Here is a 14,544-nt window from a genome sequence, read left to right on the forward strand (position 1 = left end):
TTTATGGCGGCTTGCAGGGAGATCAGGCGTAGGCGATGGCACCCTTGCCGACCCCTTCATAGGCGACAATCTTGACGAATTTCTCCCCCACCTGCTTCTTCACCTCGCGGGCGATATGGTGGGCCAGCAGCTCTATGGTGGTGTCGGTGTCGATCATCTCCACCTCGGCGGCAGGCATGGCGAGCTGGAAAAGCCCCTGGGGCGCCACGTACTTGAAGCCCAGGTGGTGTTCCCCCAGATGAGCCTTGGCCAGCTCGCTCAAGTCCAGCTCGGAGAGGGCAACCTTGTCCTCCAGGGTGCCGAGGTAGATGTCGGCCCAGCGCTCGGCCCAGTTCAGCTCGAGCTCCTCGTCGCGCACCCCGTCCACCTCGATCTCGACCGGAGAGCGGTGGCCGTGGGCGATGCGCTGGCAGTTGCCGTCGTGCTTCTTCAGGCCATGGCTGTAGTGGTAGAAGGCGCCCTCGATCTTCTCCTGGCGCAGGGTCAGGGAGAGATCCTTGATGTTGTCAGGCAGACGCTTGGCCAGCACCGCCAGCAGATAGCGGGTCACCGACTCCTTGTCCACCTGGGGGGCAGGAATGAAGGCAAAGCCCTGGGTCGGGCAGCGCAGGTGGATGGAGCGACCCGGGCGCAGCAGATCCACCGTGCTTTCGTCGTTGTCCAGAGCGTGGACATGGACCAGGGGGCATTCGGCCGGCACCAGCAGCTTGTGATCCACCTCTTCATCGATGATCGACTTGATGAGCTTCTTCACCCGTCCGAAATCCAGCAGCATGCTCATCTCGTTGAGCTCACCGCTCATCTCGATGTCCACCAGCCAGCTCTCACCCACCATGCCGCGACGCTCGCACAAATAGCTCGAATCGATCACAGTCAAATCTCTAACAAATAACTTCATTACTCAGGCCTTGCTACAGAGAAAGTGCAGTTTGCGATATTATGACCCCGGATTATCGGCAAAGGAACTGGAACCCCCCATGAACAAATTGCTTATCAAGAATGCCACCCTGGTCAACGAAGGCCGCATCTATGCCTCCGACGTCTTGATCGAAGGTGAGCGGATCGCCCGCATCGCCCCGGACATCAGCGCCCCCGATGCCGTGGTGATCGATGCCGCAGGCCGTCACCTCATCCCCGGGATGATCGATGATCAGGTGCACTTCCGGGAGCCTGGCCTGACCCACAAGGGGACCATCGCCAGTGAATCCCGGGCCGCCGTCGCCGGTGGCACCACCAGTTTCATGGAAATGCCCAACGTCAATCCCCAGACCACCACCATCGATGCCCTCGAAGCCAAATACCAGATAGCCGCCAACTCCGCCGCCGCCAACTACAGCTTCTACCTGGGTGCCACCAACGACAACCTGGAAGAGATCAAGAAGCTCGATCCCAAGCAGTCCTGCGGCATCAAGATCTTCATGGGGGCCTCCACCGGCAACATGCTGGTGGACAACCAGGAGACACTGGCGGCCATCTTCCGCGAGAGCCCGGTGATGATCGTCACCCACTGCGAGGACACCCCCTCCATCAAGGTGCTGGAAGACGAGGCCCGCGCCAAGTGGGGCGAAGATGTGCCGATGCGCGAGCACGGCCGCATCCGCAGCGCCGACGCCTGCTACAAATCCTCCAGCATGGCGGTCTCCCTGGCCAAGCAGTACGGCGCCAAGCTGCACGTGCTGCACCTGACCACGGCCAAGGAGCTGTCGCTCTTCACTGCCACCCCGGATCTGAAGGATCTCAAGGACAAGAACATCACCGCCGAGGTGTGCGTCCATCATCTGTTCTTCAACGAGGCGGACTACGACACCTTGGGCAGCCAGATCAAGTGCAACCCGGCGGTGAAGAGCGCCGCCGACCAGCACGCCCTGCTGGATGCGGTGCGCAACGACGTGCTCGATATCATCGCCACCGACCACGCCCCCCACACCTGGGAAGAGAAGCAGAACAGCTACTTCAAGGCGCCGTCCGGCGTCCCCCTGGTGCAGCACTCCCTGCAGGCGCTGCTGGAGCTCTACCACAACGGCGTGTTCAGCCTCGAGACCATCGTCAAGAAGACCTCCCACGCGGTGGCCGAACGCTTCCAGGTGCAGGATCGCGGCTACATCCGCGAGGGCTACTTCGCCGATCTGGTGCTGCTGGATCTCGGCAAGCCCTATGTGGTCAACGACAGCAACCTGCTCTACCTGTGCGGCTGGTCCCCCTTCAACGGCTACCGCTTCCAGAGCACCATAGAGATGACCCTGGTCAACGGCCAGATCGCCTGGCAGAACGGTCAGGTCACCGACCAGGTGCTGGGCAAGCGGCTGACCTTCAACCGCTGATCCCTGCTTGAGAGCGACGCCTATCACTCACGCCAAACGGCCGCCCACCAGGGCGGCCGTTTTTCATGCAAGACGGCGCTGAGGTGCCGACAAAATGCACCACTGGTCGCACTTTGATCCGAAGTTGCTCGCAAAGCAGGCAAACGATCTCGAACCGGGATTTCCCCTGTTGACAGGGTCGGGGCATCTCCATAAACTCCCTCCCCGTCAGCCGAGCTGACTCCGTCGGTGTGTAGCGCAGCCAGGTAGCGCATCTGCATGGGGTGTAGAGGGTCGGAGGTTCGAATCCTCTCACACCGACCAAATTCCCCGAGAAAGGCCTTGTCAAACGACAAGGCCTTTTCTTTTTGTCTCCCCGGCGGTACCCAGGCCGGCGATTGTCTCGTGGGCGGCGTTGTGCTGTAGTGACTTCCTCTCAGCCAAGGGCCAGCACCATGTCACCAAACTCCCCCCTCTTGTTCGCCCTCACCCTGTGCGGCTCGCTGCTGCTCGGCGGCTGCGCCACCGCCTATGACAGCGAAAAGTCCTTCTGGAACGGCCAGACCGGTTTCTCCCAGTCCCGGCTCGGGGAGACACGCTGGCAGTTGGAGTTTGTGGGCAACGATCTGGTGGACAGGGAGACGGCCCGCAAGTATGTGCTCAAGCGGGCGGGGGAGATAGCGCTGGCGCAGGGGTACGCCTGGGTGCAGGTGCAGACGCTGACCCTGTCGCGGGATGCGGTCAGGATCACCCCGACCCGCCCCCAGTTCGGCTTTGATGAGTACGAACCCGACACCTTCATGGACGAGATGCAGGTAGAGCACCGCACCTCGGCACTGCTGATCTTCTCTCTGGGAAAAGCCCCATTGGACGACCAGAGTCTGGAAGCCATTTATCTGGTAAATATGAAAATAAACAGCGATTAATATAATTAATTCACAAGATCCATATCACATACAACTAATTGCAACATAAAGTTCTGATATAAGTCGCTGGATTTCCCCTCCGTGATTAGGCATGCTGCCAGCATACCGGCTGTCAGGATTCCATGGCCCGGATCACAAAAGCGGACTGAGGTGGCACCCTTCCCACCTGCACAGGCACTGCACATATCGAGACTGTCCCCCCATGAAAATGAACAAATTGACCGTTGCCATCCTCATTGCGATGTTGCTTGGCATTGTTACCGGGCAAGGCTATCGCCTGTTTGCCCCGACCCAGGCCGCCACCTTTGCCAGCGACATCACCCTGCTGACCGACATCTTCCTGCGCCTCATCAAGATGATCATCGCCCCCCTGGTGTTCACTACCCTGGTGGTCGGCATCGCCAAGATGGGCGACACCCGCACCGTGGGCCGCATCGGCGCCAAAACCCTGGGCTGGTTCATGCTGGCCTCCCTGATGTCCCTGACCCTGGGGCTGGTGATGGTGCACCTGATGCAGCCCGGGGTCGGCCTCTCCCTCTCCCTGCCCGATGACGGCGCCAGCTCCGGCGTGGCCGCCACCGCCATCTCCCTCAAGGACTTCGTGACCCACGCCATCCCGAAGAGCGTGATCGAGGCCATGGCCACCAACGAGATCCTGCAGATCGTGGTGTTCTCCCTGTTCTTCGGGCTGGCCGCCGCCGCCCTGGGGGATGCCGCCAAACCGGTGGTGATGCTGATGGCCAGCGCCGCCGAGATCATGCTGAAGGTGACCGGCTACGTGATGAACTTCGCGCCGTTCGCGGTGTTTGGTGCCATCGCCGCCATGGTCGCCAAGGAGGGGCTCGGCATCCTCGCCACCTATGGTACCTTCATGGCCCAGTTCTACCTGGCCCTGGCCTGCCTCTGGCTGCTGCTCATCGCCATGGGCAGCCTCTTCATCCGCCGTCGCATCCTGACCCTGCTGGCCATGATCCGCGAGCCCATACTGCTCGCCTTCTCCACCGCCAGCTCCGAGGCCGCCTATCCCAAGACCCTGGACAGACTGGAGAAGTTCGGCTGTGACAAGCGCATCGCCAGCTTCGTGCTGCCCATGGGCTACTCCTTCAACCTGGATGGCTCCATGATGTACTGCACCTTCGCGGTCATGTTCATCGCTCAGGCCTATGGCATCGAGCTCTCCATGGCCCAGCAGATCACCATGCTGCTACTGCTGATGGTCACCTCCAAGGGGATGGCCGGGGTGCCGCGCGCCTCCCTGGTGGTCATCGCCGCCACCCTGAACCAGTTCCAGATCCCGGAGGCCGGCATCCTCTTGCTGCTCGGCATCGATCACTTCCTCGACATGGGTCGCTCCGCCACCAACGTGCTGGGCAACGCCATCGCCGCCAGCGTGGTGGCCAAGACGGAAGACAGCCTGGGAGAGACCGCGCCCCTGGGCGAGACTGACCTCGCCAAGGTTTAAGGTTCCCCGTTACTCGACAAGAGGCCCGCAACTGCGGGCCTCTTGTCGTTTGGCTGTCAGCACCAGCGCCTCACACGGCGGCAGTATTGCACATAGGGGATACCGAAACGGGCGCGCAGGGCACGCTCCTCCGGCAGGATCTGGAAGCGGGTGAGCCAACCCAGCAACAGCAGCGGGCCGAACCAGACCCAGGGGCCCCCGAGATAGCAGGCCAACCCCATCAACCAGCACAGCAGCCCCAGATACATGGGGTTGCGGCTGATGCGATAGACCCCCTGAGTCACCAGCACCCGGCTCTGCTGCAGGCGGATTGGATGGACGCTGGTACGCTCCCGGCGAAAATGCAGCAGCGCCCCGCCCCCCAGCACGGCCCCCACCAGCAGCAACACCGTGGCCAACACCAGCAGGAGCCCGGTCCCCCTCTCCTCCCCCCGCCCCAGCCACATGGCGAGGGCGAGCACGACAAACAATAACAAGGGTGGGATACGCAGCTCGAAACGCATATTTTCTTCCTGCAAAAAGTGCCACAAATGACGCCATTGAGATACACTCGCAGCGTCGGTATCTGGGTAAAAATTTAAACATATCATTAGCATAGCAACATGCTGACCCAGCCATGCCACAGCTTGCGTCTGACGCGAGCCCATCCTCAACAGAAACAATAAAAAGGAACCATCCCATGCACAAGAAAACCCTGCTCGCGACCCTGGTCTTCGGGTTGCTCGCCGGACAGGCCGTCGCCGCCCCCTATCTGCCGCTGGCCAGTGACACCCGCAACGGCCAGGAGCAGACCGCCGCCAACGCCTGGCTGGAAGTGGATTTGACCGCCTTCGAGCACAACATCCAGACCCTCAAGGATCGTCTCGGCGACAAGGGCCCGCAGATCTGCGCCATCATGAAGGCGGACGCCTACGGCCACGGCATCGATCTGCTGGTGCCCTCCGTGGTCAAGGCGGGCATTCCCTGCATCGGCATCGCCAGCAATGAAGAGGCCCGCGTGGCCCGCGAGAAGGGCTTCGAGGGCCGCCTGATGCGGGTCCGTGCCGCCACCCCGGTCGAGGTAGAGCAGGCGCTGCCCTACAAGCTGGAAGAGCTGGTAGGCAGCCTGGAGAGCGCCAAAGGGATCGCCGACATCGCACAGCGCCATAACACCAACGTGTCGGTGCACATCGGCCTCAACTCCGCCGGCATGAGCCGTAACGGCATAGACCTGCGCCAGAATGACGCCAAGGCCGATGCCCTGGCCATGCTGAAACTCAAGGGGATCACCCCGGTCGGCATCATGACCCACTTCCCGGTGGAGGAGAAAGAGGACGTCAAGCTGGGGCTGGCCCAGTTCAAGCTTGACTACCAGTGGCTGATCGACGCCGGCAAGCTGGATCGCAGCAAGCTCACCATCCACGCCGCCAACTCCTTCGCCACTCTGGAAGTGCCGGAAGCCTACTTTGACATGGTACGCCCGGGCGGCATCATCTACGGTGACACCATCCCCTCCTACACCGAGTACAAGAAGGTGATGGCGTTCAAGACCCAGGTCGCCTCCGTCAACCACTACCCGGCGGGCAACACCGTCGGTTATGACCGCACCTTCACCCTCAAGCGCGACTCCCTGCTCGCCAACCTGCCGATGGGTTACTCCGACGGCTACCGCCGCGCCATGAGCAACAAGGCCTATGTGCTGATCCATGGCCAGAAGGCCCCTGTGGTGGGCAAGACCTCCATGAACACCACCATGGTGGACGTGACCGACATCAAGGGGATCAAACCCGGTGACGAGGTGGTGCTGTTCGGCCGCCAGGGGGATGCCGAGGTGAAGCAGTCTGACCTGGAAGAGTACAACGGCGCTCTGCTGGCGGACATGTACACCGTCTGGGGCTACACCAACCCCAAGAAGATCAAGCGCTAAGCAAATCGCTGACATGAGAAAGGGCTCCCTAAGGAGCCCTTTTTTGCGGGTGCTTACACCCTCTTCTGGTCAGTCACCTTCTTGCGGGTCACCCAGAGGCTGAGCCCCATGGAGGCCAGCAGGATCAACGCAACCACGCCGAGCGCGATGCCGGTCGGGATCTTGAAGATATCCAGCAGCAGCATCTTGACTCCGATGAACATCAGGATCAGCGCCAACCCGTATTTCAGCAGCGTGAAGCGCTCGGCGACGCCGGCCAACAGGAAGTACATGGCGCGCAGGCCCATGATGGCGAAGATGTTGGAGGTCAGTACGATGAAGGGATCCGTGGTCACCGCGAAGATGGCCGGGATGCTGTCCACCGCGAAGATGAGATCGCTCACCTCCACCAGCACCAGGATGAGCAGCAGCGGGGTGGCATAGCGCACACCGTCACGCCAGACGAAGAACTTCTCCCCCTCGAGCGTCTCCGTCACCTTGAAGCGACGACGCATCCAGCCCAGCAGCGGGTTGTTGGCCAAGTCAGGCTCCTTGTCTGCGGCCCACAGCATCTTGACCCCGGTCAGCAGCAGGAAGGCGCCAAACAGGTAGAGGATCCAGTGGAACTGCTCGATGAGCCAGCTGCCCGCGAACACCATGCCGGCGCGCATGACGATGGCACCCAGTACCCCGTAGAGCAGCACCCGGCGCTGCAGCTCGGCCGGAATGGCGAAGTAGCCAAACAGCATCAGCCAGACGAAGACGTTGTCCACCGCCAGCGCTTTCTCGATGAGGTAGCCGGTGAGGAACTCCAGCCCTTTCTGGTTGGCGATCTCACGGCCTGCACTGTGATCCAGCCAGAGCCAGATGGCCAGGTTGAACAGCAGGGCCACGCTGACCCAGATGAGGGACCAGATCCCCGCCTCATTCAGAGACACCTTGTGCGCCTTGCCGCCGCCGACAAAGCGGATGTCAATCCACAACAGGACCAGCACTATGCTGAAGAAACCGGTCCACATCCACCATTCACCCATTTTTCACTTCTCCCAAAACGACAAAACCCACGACCGAGAGGCGTGGGTTTGCGTTTGGAGCAGATACACCTTGCCTCTCGGCAAGGTCTCACTTACAGCTGATCTTCATCAACTGCCCGGCTGCCGGGTGCACTGCAGGATATGGGTGCACCGTAATGACGACAAACCGGCGAGAAGTTACTCCCCTTGTGCGGCGGATAGTAACAGCCTCCAAAGGTGGCGCCAAGGGGCATCTTATCTGCCCCTGCAAAAAATCGGGGCGCCACCTGGGCGCCCCGAATACGGCTCTCTGGTTCAGAGTGGGTCCACCTTGAGGCAGGAAACCGCATGATCGAAGTTCCCTTCCAGCATGGGGCGGGTCTTGGCGCACTCGGGGCCCGCCACCGGGCAGCGGGTACGAAACACGCAGCCGGACGGCGGGTTCATCGGCGAGGGCAGATCTCCTTCCAGGATCTGGATGACCTTGCTGCGCTCCAGATCCGGATCCGGAATGGGCACCGCCGACATCAGCGCCTTGGTGTAGGGATGCAGAGGATTGGCGAAGATCTCCTGACGGGTGCCAAGCTCCATCGCGTTGCCCAGATACATCACCAGCACCCGGTCCGAGATGTGTTTGACCACGGACAAGTCGTGGGCAATGAAGATGAGAGAGAGCCCCATCTCCTTTTGCAGGGACTTGAGCAGGTTCACCACCTGGGCCTGGATGGAGACATCCAGCGCCGAGACCGGCTCGTCACAGATGATCATCTTGGGTTCCAGGATCAGCGCCCGGGCGATGCCGATGCGCTGGCACTGGCCGCCGGAGAACTCATGGGGGTAGCGGTTCACCAGGTTGGGCAACAACCCCACCTTGGTCATCATGGCCCGCACCTTCTCCTTCACCTGCTCCCTGGAGAGAGTGGGGTAGAAGGTGATGAGCGGCTCGGCAATGATGTCACCGATTGTCATGCGTGGATTCAGAGAGGCCAGCGGGTCCTGGAAGATCATCTGGATCTCCTTGCGCTTCTCCCGCAGCGCCCCCTGCTCGAGCTTGGTCAGATCCTGGCCCAGCCACACCACCTTGCCGTCGGTGGCAGGCACCAGGCCGATCAACGCGCGAGCGAAGGTGGACTTGCCGCAACCGGACTCCCCCACCACACCCAGGGTCTCCCCTTCGTAGAGGCGCAGGGTGACACCATCCACCGCCTTCAGGGCGGAGGGCTTGGCCCAGGGCCAGGCCTTGTCACTCTTGATGCTGAAGTGAACCTTGAGGTCAGACACTTCCAGCAGCAGTTTCTTGTCAGTACCCATCAGTTCACCCCTTTGATCATGGCATCCGAAACCCAGTGGCAGGCCCGTGTCCGTCCGTCGCCGAAGGGGGTCAGGACTGGTGATTGCTGGCCGCAAATCTCGTGCGCCCGGTGGCAACGCTCCTGGAAGGGGCAGCCGGTGGGCAGACGCAGCAGGTTGGGCGGATTGCCCGGGATGGTGGGCAGCACCTCCCCTTCGGTATCGAGACGGGGAATGGCGCGCAGCAAGCCTTCGGTATAGGGGTGGCTCGGGCGATAGAAGATATCGTTCACCCGGCCGTACTCCATGGTGCGACCGGCGTACATCACCAGCACCTTGTCACAGATGCCCGCCACCACGCCAAGATCGTGGGTGATCATGACGATGGCGGTGTTGAACTCCCGCTTGAGCTCGTTCATCAGGGTCATGATCTGGGCCTGCACCGTCACGTCGAGCGCAGTGGTCGGCTCGTCGGCGATGAGCAGTTGCGGCCGGCACAGCAGTGCCATGGCGATCATCACCCGCTGGCGCATGCCACCGGAGAACTCGTGGGGGTACATGTTCATCCGCTTGCGCGACTCGGGGATCTTCACCGCGTCCAGCATGCGCACCGACTCCTCGAACGCAGCCGCCTTGCTCACCCCTTTGTGCAGCATCAGCACTTCCATCAGCTGATCCTTCACCTTCATATAGGGGTTCAGCGAGGTCATGGGGTCCTGGAAGATCATGGCGATCTTCTCGGAGCGGATCCTGTTGAGCTTGTGCTCCGGCAGATTCAGGATCTCGTCCCCCTGAAACTTGGCCGAGCCGGTGATGATGCCGTTCTTGGCGAGCAACCCCATGATGGCAAAGGCAGTCTGGGACTTGCCTGAGCCTGACTCACCGACGATCCCCAGGGTCTCGCCGGCAGAGAGGGAGAAGTTGAGGTCGTTGACCGCCACCACATTGCCGTCCGGGGTCTTGAACTCGACCCGCAGATCTTTCACATCCAGTAATTTCATAAAAACTCCTAATCGATCTCTCGTGATGCTTTCCTGCCCATCTGGCTGACGCCGCGCGTTCAGCGGATGGGTCTTATGGCGCCGTTGGCGTCTACCAGTCCTTTGGCGTCTTATCGATCCTTTGGATCGAGGGCATCACGCAGACCATCCCCGAGGAAGTTGAAGCAGAACAGGGTCACCACCATGAAACCGGCGGGGAACAGGAGTTGCCAGATGGCCACTTCCATCGACTTGGAGCCTTCATCCAGCAGGGCACCCCAGCTGGTCATGGGTTCTTGTACCCCAAGTCCCAGGAAGCTCAGGAAGGATTCGAACATGATCATGCCCGGCACCAGCAGGGTGGCGTAGACGGCCACTATGCCCAGCACGTTCGGCACGATATGACGGGTGATGATCTTCCACTTGGAGACGCCGCAGACGTGGGCCGCCTCGATGAACTCCTTGCTCTTGAGGCTCAGGGTCTGGCCTCGCACGATCCGCGCCATGTCGAGCCAGCTCACCGCGCCGATGGCGAGGAAGATGAGGGCCAGGTTGCGACCGAAGAAGGTCACCAGCATGATGACGAAGAACATGAAGGGGAAGGCGTTGAGGATCTCCAGTACCCGCATCATCAGGCTGTCGACGCGACCGCCGATGAAGCCGGAAGCGGCGCCATACAGGGTACCGATGATGACGGCCACCACGGCCCCCATGATGCCGACCATGAGCGAGATGCGACCACCGAGCAGGGTGCGCACGAACAGATCGCGCCCCAGGCTGTCGGTGCCGAACCAGTGCCCCGTCTCCGTGTCAGGAGCGGCCTGCATGGCCCCCCAGTCCGGATCATCGAAGGTGTATTGGGAGAGGTGCGGCCCGACGATCACCGCCAGACCGATGATGGTCAGGATGATGAGGCTGGTTAGCGCCGCCTTGTTGCGCAGGAAACGGCGACGGGCATCCTTCCACAGGGAGCGTCCTTCCACCACTTCCACTTTCTGGGCGAATGCCTCGATGGCTTCGCGTTTTTCAGTTGTGACAACCATGATGTACTCCCGGCTTAGTAACGGATCTTGGGATCGATGACGGCATAAAGAATATCGACCACGGCGTTAAAGGTGATGGTGAGGGCGCCGACCAGAATGGTCAGGCCGAGCACCATGGAGTAATCACGGTTGAGGGCACCGTTGACGAACAGCTGACCTATGCCAGGCAGACCGAAGATGGTCTCGATCACCACGGAACCCGTGATGATGCCGACGAAGGCCGGGCCCAGATAGGAGACCACCGGCAGCATGGCCGGACGCAGCGCGTGTCTCAGGATGATGTGGCGCAGCGGCAACCCCTTGGCGCGGGCGGTACGGATGAAGTTGGAGTTCATGGTCTCTATCATGCTGCCACGCATGATGCGGGAGATGGCGGAGATGTAATACATCATCATGCCGAACACCGGCAGCACCATGAACTGCACCCCGCCTCCCTGCCAGCCTCCCGCCGGGAACCAGCCCAGATAGATACTGAAGAAGAGCACCAGCAAGGGTGCCAGCACGAAGCCCGGAATCACTACCCCTGCCATGGCCGACGACATCAGCAGATAGTCGATGAGAGTGTTCTGTTTCAAGGCCGCAATGGTGCCGAACGTAACTCCCAGCGTCACCGCCAGCAGGAAGGCGACCGAGCCAATCTTGGCGGAGACCGGCAGCGCCTGACTCACCAGATCATTGACGGTGAAGTCCTTGTACTTGAAGGAGGGCCCCAGATCGCCCTGGACCAGGTTGCCCAGATAGGTGAGGTATTGCACGCCGATGGGCTTGTCCAGGCCATATTTGGCCTCGATGTTGGCCAACACTTCCGGCGGCAGGGCGCGTTCGCTGGTAAAGGGATTACCCGGGGCGAAGCGCATCATGAAGAAGGAGACGGTGATCAAGACCAGCAGAGTCGGGATCGCTTCCAATAGACGTTTAAGGATGAATTTCAACATAGACATTTCCTGTCCTGTACTGCTTCCAAAGGGTCGCGGTTGTAATAAAGGCCCGCCGTCCGGCGGGCCTGCTTGTTATGCGACTTGTTGCTTTACTCAGTGAGCAATGATGTACATGTCTTTGCTGTAGAGGTTGTCCAGCGGGTTGGCCGGGTAGCCGCCCACATAGGGCTTGACCATGCGCGAGGTCACGTACTGGTAGATGGGGGCGATCGGCATGTCCTTGGCCAGGATATCTTCGGCCTGGACATAGAGCTTGTTGCGCGCATCTGCGTCCACCTGGTTGCGCGACTCGCTCATCAGCTTGTCAAAGGCGGTGTTGGAGTACTTGCCGTCGTTGTTGCCGTGAGTGGTCTGCATTAGATCCAGCATGGAGGAGGCTTCGTTGTAATCCGCAATCCAGCCGGCACGGCCTACGTCGAAGTTGCCCTGCTTCTTGGTTTCCAGGTAGGTCTTCCACTCCTGGTTCACCAGGCTCACCTGCACACCCAGCTTCTTCCACATGGAGGCGACGGCCACGGCTACCTTCTTGTGGTTGTCGTCGGTGTTGTAGAGCAGCTCGAACTTGAGCGGCTTGCCCGGACCGTAACCGGCTTCGGTCAGCAACTCTTTCGCCTTGGCGTCGCGCTCGGCCTGGGTCAGCTTGGACCAGGCCGGGGCCACCGGCTTGAAGCCGTCGACGAAATCAGGCACCAGGGTGTAGCCCGGGGTTTCGCCCTTGCCCATCACCTTGTCGGCAATCACGTTGCGATCGATGGCGTAGGAGAGCGCGGTGCGCACACGCACGTCGTCAAACGGCTTGTGCTTGAAGTTGTACTGGTAGTAGTAGGTGCCCACATAACCGCTCACCTGCACCTCGTTCGGGTGCTCCTTCTTCATCTGCTTGAAGCGCTCGATCGGCATGTTGTAGGTGAGATCGACTTCACCGGCCAGGTAGCGGTTCAGCTCGGCGTTGGTGGATTGGATCGGCAGGTAGGTCACCTTCTCGATCACCGTCTTGGCGTTGTTCCAGTAGCTGGGGTTGCGCTCGACGTCGACGCGCTCGTTGACCACCCAATCCTTCAGCACATAGGCGCCGTTGGAAACCATGTTACCGGGCTGGGTCCACTTGTCACCAAACTTCTCGACCACTTTCTTGGGCACCGGATAGGTGGTGGTGTGAGAGAGCATGCTGACGAAGTAAGGCACCGCCTTCTCCAGCTGCACTTCGAAGGTGTAATCGTCGCTGGCTTTCACCCCCAGGGTGTCGGCCGGTTTCTTGCCACCGATGATGTCGGTCGCATTCGTGATGGTCGGGATCTCCATGTACCAGGAGTAAGGAGAAGCCGTCTTGGGATCCACGGCCCGCTGGAAGGCGAAGACGAAGTCATGGGCGGTGACCGGATCCCCATTGGACCACTTGGCATCTTTGCGCAGGTGGAACACGAAGTGTTTGTTGTCCTTGGTTTCCCAGGACTCGGCGACGCCGGGCAGGGTTTCACCCTTGGGACCTGAGGTGACGAGACCCTCGAACAGGTCGCGCAGAATATTGGATTCAACCGTTCCTTCGGTCTTGTGCGGATCCAGGGTGGCGGGCTCGGAGCCATTGCCTTTCACCAGGGTTTGCTCGGGAGCGAGCTTGGTGCCGGCGGGGACGTCGGCGGCGTGTGCCAGGGTGGCGCCACCAAAGAGTGCAGTCAATAAAAGGGTATTAATAATTGTTTTTCTATGAGTCATTTCCATACTCCAACAAGAACATTCCATGCATTTGTCCATTCACGAGATAAAAATCCCGCTGCCCGCATAATTCCCTGACAATTCTGATAATGCAATAGATATCATCAGGTAGGGGCGGCTTTGGTGGTCAAAAAAACAGCTTTAAACCATTTATTCAGCATTTAAATATCGAGCAATGGGTGTTTTTCATACAAAGCCGCTCGATTCTAGGAAATGACTAACAAAAAAGAAACAATAAAAAGCCGGTCACGAGGACCGGCTCCGACAAAATGGACCTGAATCACATCAATCCGGGAAAGACTCCCTTGATCCCTGCCACCATGATCTCGATGCCAAGGGACATCATGATGAGACCCATGATCCGGGTCACCACGTTGATGCCGGTATTGCCCATCAGCTTGAACAGCAGGGGGGCAGCACGGAAGATGAGCCAGGAGCAGTAGGCAAAGGCCACCACGACCAGGAACATGCCCAGCAGCTGGGGCAGAGTCTTCTGGCTGGCATAGACGATGGAGGACGAGATGGCACCGGGGCCGGCCATCAGGGGCAGAGCCAGCGGCACCACAGCGATGGATTCGCGCGCGGCCAGTTCACCCTTCTCCTGCTTGTTGTGCTTCACCTCCCCCAGCTTGCCCTGCAACATGGACCAGGCGATCAGGGTAATGAGCGAGCCACCGGCAATGCGGAACGACGCGAGCGAGATGCCGAAACCATCGAGGATCAGCTGCCCCATGCACATGGAGACCATGAGGATGACCATCACGGCAATGTGGGCCGTGGTGTTGGTCTTCCTGCGCTCATCCGGTTGCATGTGGCCCGTCAGGCTCACAAAGACCGGCAACAGACCCAGCGGGTTGATGATCGCAAACAGGCCAACGAAAAATTTCAGGTATAAAGAGAAGTCAATTGCTGCCATAAGCGCCATCCAGAACCAATTCGGGCCACCGAGGGCCATCCCCGTCAAACTGCGCGTAAATTTACACCATGCTATTTC

13 protein-coding genes and 1 tRNA gene are annotated in these 14,544 nt (G+C 60.2%); 5 read left to right on the forward strand and 9 right to left on the reverse strand.

The window, feature by feature from the left end:
- Positions 1–22: 22 nt before the first annotated feature.
- The gene (locus KW824_RS02660; protein WP_218408828.1) at positions 23–898 is read right to left on the reverse strand and encodes a 6-carboxytetrahydropterin synthase; all 876 of its coding nucleotides are present in this window, start codon (positions 896–898) and stop codon (positions 23–25) included.
- 79 nt (positions 899–977) lie between these two features.
- Between KW824_RS02660 and KW824_RS02665 the strand changes: the two genes are divergently transcribed.
- The 4 genes from KW824_RS02665 to KW824_RS02680 all read left to right on the forward strand — a co-directional run bounded on the left by KW824_RS02665 (position 978) and on the right by KW824_RS02680 (position 4,688).
- Positions 978–2,321: a dihydroorotase gene (locus KW824_RS02665; RefSeq protein ID WP_042649277.1), complete on the forward strand. Its 1,344-nt coding sequence runs from the start codon at positions 978–980 to the stop codon at positions 2,319–2,321.
- Between the two features lie 226 nt (positions 2,322–2,547).
- Positions 2,548–2,624: transfer RNA gene (locus tag KW824_RS02670), tRNA-Pro, on the forward strand.
- Positions 2,625–2,755: 131 nt separating this feature from the next.
- A complete protein-coding gene (locus tag KW824_RS02675) occupies positions 2,756–3,226 on the forward strand; it encodes a hypothetical protein (protein WP_218408829.1) in 471 nt (156 codons plus the stop codon).
- A 202-nt stretch (positions 3,227–3,428) separates the two neighbouring features.
- Positions 3,429–4,688 carry a dicarboxylate/amino acid:cation symporter gene (locus KW824_RS02680; RefSeq protein ID WP_005330120.1) on the forward strand — a complete coding sequence of 420 codons (1,260 nt, stop codon included), beginning with the start codon at positions 3,429–3,431 and terminating at the stop codon, positions 4,686–4,688.
- 56 nt (positions 4,689–4,744) lie between these two features.
- Here KW824_RS02680 and KW824_RS02685 read toward each other — a convergent pair whose 3' ends face one another.
- A complete protein-coding gene (locus KW824_RS02685) occupies positions 4,745–5,191 on the reverse strand; it encodes an isoprenylcysteine carboxylmethyltransferase family protein (RefSeq protein ID WP_218408830.1) in 447 nt (148 codons plus the stop codon).
- Between the two features lie 176 nt (positions 5,192–5,367).
- On the opposite strand from KW824_RS02685, the gene alr reads away from it, so the two are divergent.
- Positions 5,368–6,594: an alanine racemase gene (alr, locus tag KW824_RS02690; protein WP_005326819.1), complete on the forward strand. Its 1,227-nt coding sequence runs from the start codon at positions 5,368–5,370 to the stop codon at positions 6,592–6,594.
- Between the two features lie 53 nt (positions 6,595–6,647).
- On the opposite strand, the gene KW824_RS02695 is transcribed toward alr, so the two are convergent.
- The 7 genes from KW824_RS02695 to KW824_RS02725 all read right to left on the reverse strand — a co-directional run bounded on the left by KW824_RS02695 (position 6,648) and on the right by KW824_RS02725 (position 14,466).
- Positions 6,648–7,607 (reverse strand): TerC family protein, encoded by a 960-nt coding sequence (locus KW824_RS02695; protein WP_218408831.1) that lies wholly within the window; start codon positions 7,605–7,607, stop codon positions 6,648–6,650.
- Positions 7,608–7,901: 294 nt separating this feature from the next.
- Complete coding sequence (gene oppF / locus KW824_RS02700) at positions 7,902–8,897, reverse strand: murein tripeptide/oligopeptide ABC transporter ATP binding protein OppF (protein ID WP_218408832.1); 996 nt, start codon at positions 8,895–8,897, stop codon at positions 7,902–7,904.
- Positions 8,897–9,877: an ABC transporter ATP-binding protein gene (locus KW824_RS02705; protein ID WP_041205429.1), complete on the reverse strand. Its 981-nt coding sequence runs from the start codon at positions 9,875–9,877 to the stop codon at positions 8,897–8,899. Before KW824_RS02705 ends, oppF begins: the two co-directional genes overlap by 1 nt.
- 110 nt (positions 9,878–9,987) lie before the next feature.
- Positions 9,988–10,899 (reverse strand): oligopeptide ABC transporter permease OppC, encoded by a 912-nt coding sequence (gene oppC, locus KW824_RS02710; RefSeq protein ID WP_218408833.1) that lies wholly within the window; start codon positions 10,897–10,899, stop codon positions 9,988–9,990.
- A gap of 14 nt (positions 10,900–10,913) precedes the next feature.
- Positions 10,914–11,834, reverse strand: a complete 921-nt coding sequence (gene oppB / locus KW824_RS02715) for an oligopeptide ABC transporter permease OppB (protein ID WP_041205427.1) — start codon at positions 11,832–11,834, stop codon at positions 10,914–10,916.
- Between the two features lie 96 nt (positions 11,835–11,930).
- Complete coding sequence (locus tag KW824_RS02720; RefSeq protein WP_025326561.1) at positions 11,931–13,550, reverse strand: ABC transporter substrate-binding protein; 1,620 nt, start codon at positions 13,548–13,550, stop codon at positions 11,931–11,933.
- A 280-nt stretch (positions 13,551–13,830) separates the two neighbouring features.
- The gene (locus tag KW824_RS02725) at positions 13,831–14,466 is read right to left on the reverse strand and encodes a YchE family NAAT transporter (protein ID WP_041205423.1); all 636 of its coding nucleotides are present in this window, start codon (positions 14,464–14,466) and stop codon (positions 13,831–13,833) included.
- Between the last annotated feature and the right edge of the window lie 78 nt (positions 14,467–14,544).

The sequence above is a fragment of the Aeromonas sp. sif0611 genome, assembly GCF_019218845.1.
In the GTDB taxonomy this organism is placed as follows: Bacteria; Pseudomonadota; Gammaproteobacteria; order Enterobacterales; family Aeromonadaceae; genus Aeromonas; species Aeromonas media.

Bases quoted from the DNA above. Each gene is read 5' to 3' on its own strand.
- KW824_RS02660 (WP_218408828.1), bottom strand. From the start codon at position 898: ATGAAGTTATTTGTTAGAGATTTGACTGTGATCGATTCGAGCTATTTG.
- KW824_RS02665 (WP_042649277.1), top strand. From the start codon at position 978: ATGAACAAATTGCTTATCAAGAATGCCACCCTGGTCAACGAAGGCCGC.
- KW824_RS02675 (WP_218408829.1), top strand. From the start codon at position 2,756: ATGTCACCAAACTCCCCCCTCTTGTTCGCCCTCACCCTGTGCGGCTCG.
- KW824_RS02680 (WP_005330120.1), top strand. From the start codon at position 3,429: ATGAAAATGAACAAATTGACCGTTGCCATCCTCATTGCGATGTTGCTT.
- KW824_RS02685 (WP_218408830.1), bottom strand. From the start codon at position 5,191: ATGCGTTTCGAGCTGCGTATCCCACCCTTGTTATTGTTTGTCGTGCTC.
- alr (WP_005326819.1), top strand. From the start codon at position 5,368: ATGCACAAGAAAACCCTGCTCGCGACCCTGGTCTTCGGGTTGCTCGCC.
- KW824_RS02695 (WP_218408831.1), bottom strand. From the start codon at position 7,607: ATGGGTGAATGGTGGATGTGGACCGGTTTCTTCAGCATAGTGCTGGTC.
- oppF (WP_218408832.1), bottom strand. From the start codon at position 8,897: ATGGGTACTGACAAGAAACTGCTGCTGGAAGTGTCTGACCTCAAGGTT.
- KW824_RS02705 (WP_041205429.1), bottom strand. From the start codon at position 9,877: ATGAAATTACTGGATGTGAAAGATCTGCGGGTCGAGTTCAAGACCCCG.
- oppC (WP_218408833.1), bottom strand. From the start codon at position 10,899: ATGGTTGTCACAACTGAAAAACGCGAAGCCATCGAGGCATTCGCCCAG.
- oppB (WP_041205427.1), bottom strand. From the start codon at position 11,834: ATGTTGAAATTCATCCTTAAACGTCTATTGGAAGCGATCCCGACTCTG.
- KW824_RS02720 (WP_025326561.1), bottom strand. From the start codon at position 13,550: ATGACTCATAGAAAAACAATTATTAATACCCTTTTATTGACTGCACTC.
- KW824_RS02725 (WP_041205423.1), bottom strand. From the start codon at position 14,466: ATGGCAGCAATTGACTTCTCTTTATACCTGAAATTTTTCGTTGGCCTG.